Below are 7,967 nucleotides of genomic sequence, written 5' to 3'. Positions count from 1 at the left end.
GGGAAGCTGCCTGTATGCTGCTCGCCACAGCAAGGGCAATGTTTGACCTCCAGGCGGTGCTCTTCTATTTGCAAAAGCTTCGGGGGGAGGTCAAAAACCTGGCGGCGCTCTAAGCTTATGCTTGGCACAGTGCTTTCCAGGCTCTGCCCGCAGCTGCATGTTTGCTCAGCTACCGGGTGGACAATATGGCGGTCTGCTGCAGACGGGGCGACCATCTCAAGCGTCTTCCCCTTATGCCCAGACTGGCCTCCCTTCTTGCCGCCTTTCTTGCGCGGGAAAGCAGGGGCCTTCTTCAGCCCATCGCTGCTCGGAGGCCGCGACGAAGTCCGGCTGTTGGCTTTCAGCTGAGCTTCCAGCTCTGCAATACGAGCCAGCGCTGCTTCCAGCAGTGATTCCAGCTTCGCTATTTGCTCAGCTTGTTGCGCTATGATCTCGTCCTTGTTCACCTGTGCTAGTTCGCTATTTTCTCGCTATTTTGCAAATTGACCTAAATAGTTACGTTTAATGTATCTACAGCAACCACTTCAAATTCGACCGGTAAACCACCATTAGGTCCAGCTAAGGAGGTAAACCCGGTAAATGTATCCCCCTCCTGCAGGTTAAAATCGTATATTAAGTAAGGCTCCTCATCACAGTGTACTGTAAAACGAAAGAACACACGACTATCTTCGCAGCGATAAAAGCCAATATCCCTTACCGCTTGACTTAGAGAACTGTATTCCTGCACCTTATTCCAATCCTGACCACAAATTGAGGCAACACCTCCTACTTTATACTGAAAGGTACCTGGAACACCACCATTTACAAATACTTCCCACAAAGGGTTTTCACTTGCTTCAGGAAAAGCAACCTGTGTATAAACATGATTAGGAAATTGAAGGAGTACTAAGAAACTAAAAAAGTAAAAGCCTCGTCTCATGATAAATACCTTTGGAAATGGATTGCAGAACAACGTGGATTTAACCGCTAAATACAACTGCATTTATCTGTTGAATCTAAGAATATAAAGAATACTTTTTTAACAGAATCCTATAAGAAATAATATTGCCCATCTAAACCCAGCCCCCACCCAGCCGTTGTACAGGTATGGAAACAAAACTCAACGGAAAGACCGCCCTCATCACGGGCGGCAGCAAAGGAATAGGGCTCGGCGTAGCCGAAGCCATGGTTAAAAACGGTATGCATGTGGCAGTGACAAGCCGCGAGCAAACAGCAGCCGATGCAGCAGCCGAAAAGCTCACCGCATTGGGGCCTGGCAAGGCTATTGGCATTGCTGCGGATGTGCGCGATATGGTGGCTCAGGAGAATGCCGTAAAGCGGGTAATTGAGGAATGGGGACAGCTGGATGTCGCTATTGCCAACGCCGGTGTAGGGCACTTCGCACCTATCGAAGAGATGACTGCGGAACAGTGGAATGCCGTTATCGACACCAACCTGACGGGGGTGTTTTATACGACCAAGGCATCCATACCGGAACTCAAAAAGACTAAAGGTTATCTGATCACTATTGCCAGCCTGGCGGGAACGAACTTCTTCCCCTCCGGCTCCGCTTACAATGCCAGCAAGTTTGGCCTGGTGGGCTTTACGCAGGCAGTAATGCTCGACCTGCGACAGGATGATGTAAAAGTCACCACCATCATGCCGGGCTCGGTGGCCACTTATTTCAACGACCACACGCCCAACGAAAAGGATGCCTGGAAGATACAGCCTGAAGACATGGGGCAGATGGTCATGGACCTGCTGAAGATGCACCCGCGTACCCTGCCCAGCAAGGTGGAAGTACGGCCGACGAAGCCGCCTAAGAAGTAAGCCTTTTGTACAGCAGAAAAATCCCCACTCCGTTGCATACGGAGCAGGGATTTTTCATTTATGGATAGAGGTAGTACAGATTTACTTGAGTATCACTTTCACGGTTTGTTGTTGACCGTTGACCGCAATCTGGTAAAAATAGGTGCCGGCCTGTAGCCCGCTCGCATCCAACTGAAGCGAGAAAACGCCGGGCTGCATTTCTTGATGCAGCAGTTGGCGTACCTGTTTGCCGGTGGCATCGTGGAGCGCGATGTGCACTTGTGCCTTTTGGGAAAGCGCGTAGTGCAGCGTATTGATGTCCCGGAAAGGATTGGGGTGGACCGAAAGCACCACAAATCCCTGATCTGCCCGGTTGATCGTTTCTTCCACATTGCTCAGAATAGCCGGTGGGTCGTTAGGCGCAGGTATGTCCTGTATGTCTTTTGGCTCTGCAGGACCGGCTGCAATTTGAAGGTGGTTCTCGGTATCGAGTGTCAGCCAGCCTTCACCAAAGGCTTCCTCCTCCACAATCTGGCTGATGTCAGTGAAGAACCAGTCGGCTTGTGCCTGCTCTTCTCTGACGTCAAGTACAAAGTAACCATGCTGAATGAGGTCAGTGTACTTCATATGAGGGTTGGGATTACCCAGTTGTAGTGGCCCTGCCGCGATTGGGGTGTTAATTTGACCTTCGAAAACAACGGCAGTAGGAGCCCCCACATTCTCATCAAAATTCGCGGAAGTCACACTTGGCACAGCAAATTCTACGGCTACTGAGCCGGAACCATCTGTCGGATCATACGTGCCAGAGGTATTATAGAAAGGTAGCGTACCAACATTTGGAATATCCTGGAACTGCAAATCCACTGGCATTCCCGTCACATCGAAAGCGAAGGTGCTGTGGAAATCTCCGGTCAGAATGACCACATTATCGATATCATTTGTGCTAATGTGCTCAATGATGGCTGAACGCTCCGCCGGATAACCATCCCAAATGTCCAGAAAAGTACTCTCCAGTTGCTGATAGGTAGCCCCGTTAGGATCGAGCAGTGCTGCCCACCCCACGTTAAGCTCAGAGAAAATCACCTGCTGCCCGATGACTTTCCACTTGGCCGCAGAAGTTGAGAGCTGCTCCAGGAACCAGGCCCGCTGCGTTTCCCCCAGAAGGGTGCGCTCCGGATCATACAATTCGGGAGATTCGATGTCCAGAATTTGCTCCTCCCGCCCTTCCAGCCGGGTATCCAGCATAATGAGGTCCATGAGATTGCCGTAGCGGATGGTGCGGTAGATGCTCTCGTCTGCATTTTGCCGAATTGGCATCCACTCAAAGTAGACTTGCTTGGCAACAGCTTTGCGGTCTGTCCAGCTACCTTCATCGCCTTCGGTGTGGTTTTGGGCACCATCGGTGTAGGCATCATTCGCACTCTCGTGGTCGTCCCATACGGCAATAAAAGGATGCTGCTGATGGGCGCGTGCCAGGGCGGTATCAAGGCGATAGGTGGAATAGCGTGCGCGGTACTCTTCCAGGGTAACGATTTCAGTGGAAGGCTCAAGCGGGCGGTTGGCGGTCAGAGTGCTATCACCGTAGCCCCCATCGGCGTATTCGTAAATATAATCGCCGAGGTGAATGATCGCGTCCAGGTCCGTACGCTCCGAAAGGCGCTTGTAGGCATTAAAGTAGCCGGCCTGAAAATTAGAACAGGACACCACGCCAAACTTCAAGTGGCTGGCTTCATCCGCAGTGGGCGTAGTCTTGGTTTTACCGATAAGCGAATTTGCACCGTTGGCAGAGAATGCGTAGTAGTAAGTCGTACCGGATGCAAGCCCGGTCACATCCACTTTTACCGTGTAGTCACGCTCCGGCCCGGTGGTGAAAGTCCCGTTTTGAACGATGTTGCTCATGTTTGCATCGGTGGCTACGAACCAGTCTACTTCAATGGGCATATTGTCCATTTCTGCAGGGGTGACCCGTGTCCAGATGATGACCCGGTCTTCCAGGGGGTCACCGGAAGCCACTCCATGGTAGAACGGTGCCCAGTTGGGATTAAAAGTTGTTGGATTATGGCGGGCTTCCACCCGGTCGTTGTGCAAAAGTTGGTCCTGTGCCAGCAAGCTGACTGGCAGTAGGATGGCCAAAAGAAAGAGGGTCTTTTTCATGATCAATTTTTGGATGAAAAAATCGACCGCAAAAACGCCAATTGGTATAAATTGAAGGTTAACTGGTTTTTAAACAATCGGATTAAAGACTGTGTAGGGATTTCACCATTTGGGCTACATTTGCCAAATTTTATCCTGCACTTCGTTGCTCTTCAGTCGCTTAGCTAAGGCTAGGCTCCCTCATCGCGCCCCCGACGATGAATGTCGGGATCAAAGACTTGTTCAGAATAAAATTTGACTACATTCGCTCCAAAAGCGAATTCCCTACACAGTCTAAAAAAAGAAGCCGCCCGTCACCACCACCCGATTGTCCTTATTATCACCCCGGTAGACGCCACCACTTACTACAAATAAGTCAAAGGGGCTAAGCCAGATGCCGCCGCCGTAGCTGTAGTGCCAGACCTCCGAATCTTCGCCGCGCAGCCATACCCGGCCGTGGTCAAAGCCAGCCATGAGCCCAAGGGAGAAGGGCAGCGTCGGGTTCTCCGAAGTGATGGTCTTCCAGCGCAGGTCGGTATTATGCACAAAGGCAGTAGAGCCAATGAAGCGGTCGCGTCGGAATCCCCGGAAGTTCGCCCCCTCCCCAGGCCCGCCAAGGGTTGCGCCCTGATAGAACTCATAATCTTCATTGAAGCGGTGCTGGAACTCCAACCGGGTGGCAAATACCAGCTTTCCCCGCCGGTCGATGCGCTGATAGGCGGAAAATGAGGTGTTCAGGTAGGCGAAGTTTTTGCGCCCCTCTTCCAGCTGTTGCTTCCAGCCACCTTCCAAAAAGAAGCCCAGTCCGCGGGTAGGAATGGCGTTGTTGTCCCGGGTCCTGTAGTCGAGCAGGAAACGAAGCCCGGCAAATTCCAGCCCATCAAAGAGTTCGTCCTGAAAACGGTTGCCGATTTCATCAATGTAGCGGCCTTCTGTGCGCTCGACTTCGATGGATTCAAAAGTAGGGCCCACAAGGACTCTGGACTGCGCATTGAGCCGGCGCATAAACGAAGGCATCACGCGAATCACCCGCTGCTTGATGCGGTTGTAATTCAGGGCCTCGTCGTCCAGCAGGTTTTCAATATTGATGCTTTCATTGCCCAGCCCGTAGAAGTTCCGGGAGTAAAGTGGCGTTTGGTATTCGGCATCCAGGCCAAGCTCAAAGGGCCCAAAAAGATCGATAAACTCTCCCTGGTAATCAAGGGTAAACCCATTCGTACCGGTAGCGAATTTCATATCAATTTTATGCTGGGAGGCATAGGGGTCTTTCTTAAACCCATAGGTGGTATAAGCCGCGCTCAGCCCAAGGAGGATGCCATCATCCGGATTGAAGCCGGCAGCAGGCAAGAGGGAGGTGTAATTGAAATTATAATCATTCGATTCGCGGTCGTAAATATTGAAAGCGGGGTCAAAACGCCTTTTCACTTTCGCTTTGGAACCGGATTGAAGCAGGTTACCTTCGTTTTTGGCATCATAATAAATCAGGCCTTTCCCGTTCGACTCGTCTTCCAGAATGTCCTGCCCTACCCCGCCAATCATACGGACTTTGATGCAGTTGTTCCTGCAGGTGCCTTTCACCCGGAATACATCCTGATCCGTGAGGCCATACACGGCAATTTCTTTAGTTTCTTCCGGAAGAAAGGTACGGTCATAGAATTTGAGCTCCTTTTCGGATTTGCTGTTGGTGTCGTAAGCCCGGATCCGGGTGCGGCCGTCGTCCATGCGTTCAATGACGAACAGGTCCCGTTTGAAGGTGCCAACGATGTCCACTTCCTTCGCCATAAGCTCGTAGTACTTGCGGGCAATTTCCATGAAGTTATCCCGCCTGGCCTTTAGCTTTTGGATGATGTCGGGTGCATTCAGCTGATAGACCGGTCCAGGCCAGTTGTTTTTGAAGGCTTCCTCAATCACTTCATCGGTCAGTTGTTCCTTCAGATGGCGGGCTTCGGCTTCCCAAACCGGCCAATCTGCACCGGACAAAAAGGTACGGTCGAAGTGGCGCCCGTTGTAGACCAGCCATTCCAGGCGGTTCTCATCGCCACGGTAGGCTTTTAGCTTTTTGATGTCCGGGGTGGTGCCCTTGGCCAATTCCAGGATTAGCCCATCGTAGTTGCTGAAGGCCTGATCCCGGTCTCTGGGAATGGGGCGGTAGTAATCGACCTCTCCGCTGTCAATTTCTGACCAGCGCCATTGGTCATCATGGCGGTCCCAGTCGCCGATGAGCACATCAAACAGGCGGTTCCGAACGACGAAGGGATAGTCAATCTGCTCATCGTGGTCTTCCTGTATCCGTTCCCGGGTATCGAGGGTACTGCGGATGCGCTTGGGTGCGCCGAATTGCTCGTAGTCATTCCAAACTTCGTCATCGGGGCGCTCTTCCACGGTGTACAAAGCACCGGCGTAATCTTCATTGTAGATGCCCAATGCCGGCTGCCGGGGCAGGTAAAACATCTTAGGCTGCGTGTAGTAAATACCTGCGGCTTTTGCCAAATCAGCGGTTGCAATAGAAGCAAAGGGGTGGGCCGCGCTAAAGTTGTCCTCTAATACCGCCGTCACGAAGGACTCATTGAAAGGGTAGCCCAGGGTACGGGAGGCATCTTTGTCGATGGAGCGTAAGGCATACTGCCGGCCATCTGCTCCCTCCAGCCGCAGGGAATTGGTCTGATACCCCCCGCCACGCTTAACCGGGCGTACCCCGCCTTTGTACCTGGTCAGGTCCAGGACCGGTAATTTCACCGTTGCGTTATAGGCGCCCCGGTAGTGTTTGCCCCAAAACCAGTCCCAAAGCCTGCCCCGCTCAAAGTCATTCTCACTCACCTTGACCGTGATGGAGTCTTGCAGTGGCTCAAAGGACTCAGGCGAGTCTTCCACCACCTTAGGCAAAGGAGGCTGCACTTGTTTTTGGAATACCAGCTTGCCCAGTGGTTCTTCTGCATCAGGCACCCAGTATTTCACCCAGGCAGAGCCGTCCTCGTAATAATCCAGCTGTGCGAAGCCAAGGTGCCCGTAGGCAAATTGCCCTCCGTTGCGGGCGTTGGTAGCCGTAGTCTTTGAACCCGCACCGCTTACGATAAAAGATTGTTCGTCCTGCTCGATGTACTGAAGGCTGTGCTCGTGCCCCGAAGCAATCACGAAACTTCCATTGCGGCGGGCAGCGCCTACCACGATGTCAGAAAGCTCCTGGTATTTAGGGTGTATCAGATCTTGGCGGTGGCCCACTGTACCTCTCAAAAATTGAAAGATTGACCCCACTACAGGCAAGGGAAGGTAGAGCGGCTCCACAAACTCCGTAAGCGGGAACAAGTGCTGTTTGAACGTAAATTGCCCACCATGCGGCCCTGTGGAATAAGGCGGGTGATGCATAGCGATGAGTACATCTTTATTGCGGTTGCCCTTAACGGCTTCTACCATAAACTCCGCAAAAACAGCACGGCTTTTGACCTCACAGCCTGCGTTGACCTGATAGTCTTTGTCCCAGTCAGACAGGTACCATTCTGAATCAATCAAAACGATGACCAACTTGTCATTGATTTCTATTTCTTCCGGATCGCCACAGCCGGGGTCCGGGAAGAACACATCCTCCCTGTTCAGGTACTTTTCGATGAATTTTTTCTGCCGCTTCAGGCCATCGATACCGTATTTGTCCCAATCGTGGTTGCCAGCGATGAAAAAGACATTCCCCTCGTAATCCAATACGGTGTTGAGCTGGGCTTTCAGGCGTTCTTCGTCCTGTGCCCGGTCTGCGCCTGATTTGGGGGCCATGCCATTGGGGTAAATGTTGTCCCCTAAAAACAGGACGGTACTTTCTTTTCCTGCATTCTGCACCTTGTACTGCAATAGGTCCAGAGCGGGATTGCTGTCTTTGCCCGCATCCCCTACCAGGAATACCGTGTGCATTAAAGGTTGGTCCGGTGGAGGAGATTCTGCTGCCCAGTTGGAAGCCTCCGGGCTGTAGTTAAGCTGGTAGTTGGCACAAGAAGTAAGCCCCAGGAAAAGTATTAGGTGAAACAGGGGGCGGGTAGGTTTTCTCATTACGTGAAGTAGGT

Annotated in this window: 5 protein-coding genes; 1 reads left to right on the top strand and 4 read right to left on the bottom strand. The window is 52.0% G+C overall.

Annotated elements, in window-relative coordinates:
- Together IX84_RS03645 and IX84_RS03640 are read right to left on the bottom strand one after the other, a co-directional pair.
- On the bottom strand, positions 1–446 hold a 446-nt coding region (locus IX84_RS03645), incomplete at its 3' end, for a DUF6444 domain-containing protein (protein ID WP_044216598.1).
- A 41-nt stretch (positions 447–487) separates the two neighbouring features.
- A complete protein-coding gene (locus IX84_RS03640) occupies positions 488–919 on the bottom strand; it encodes a hypothetical protein (RefSeq protein ID WP_152604904.1) in 432 nt (143 codons plus the stop codon).
- A gap of 167 nt (positions 920–1,086) precedes the next feature.
- Between IX84_RS03640 and IX84_RS03635 the strand changes: the two genes are divergently transcribed.
- Positions 1,087–1,809, top strand: a complete 723-nt coding sequence (locus tag IX84_RS03635; RefSeq protein ID WP_044216595.1) for an SDR family oxidoreductase — start codon at positions 1,087–1,089, stop codon at positions 1,807–1,809.
- Positions 1,810–1,890: 81 nt separating this feature from the next.
- On the opposite strand, the gene IX84_RS03630 is transcribed toward IX84_RS03635, so the two are convergent.
- Positions 1,891–3,942, bottom strand: coding sequence for an alkaline phosphatase D family protein (locus IX84_RS03630; protein ID WP_052515738.1), 2,052 nt, complete (start codon positions 3,940–3,942; stop codon positions 1,891–1,893).
- 273 nt (positions 3,943–4,215) lie between these two features.
- A complete protein-coding gene (locus IX84_RS03625; protein ID WP_044216593.1) occupies positions 4,216–7,953 on the bottom strand; it encodes a metallophosphoesterase in 3,738 nt (1,245 codons plus the stop codon).
- Positions 7,954–7,967: the final 14 nt, after the last annotated feature.

It is taken from the genome of Phaeodactylibacter xiamenensis (assembly GCF_000759025.1).
GTDB classification, from domain to species: Bacteria; Bacteroidota; Bacteroidia; order Chitinophagales; family Saprospiraceae; genus Phaeodactylibacter; species Phaeodactylibacter xiamenensis.
Note: the sequence above shows the minus strand (reverse complement) of the source record. Positions and strands in the feature narration are given on the sequence as shown.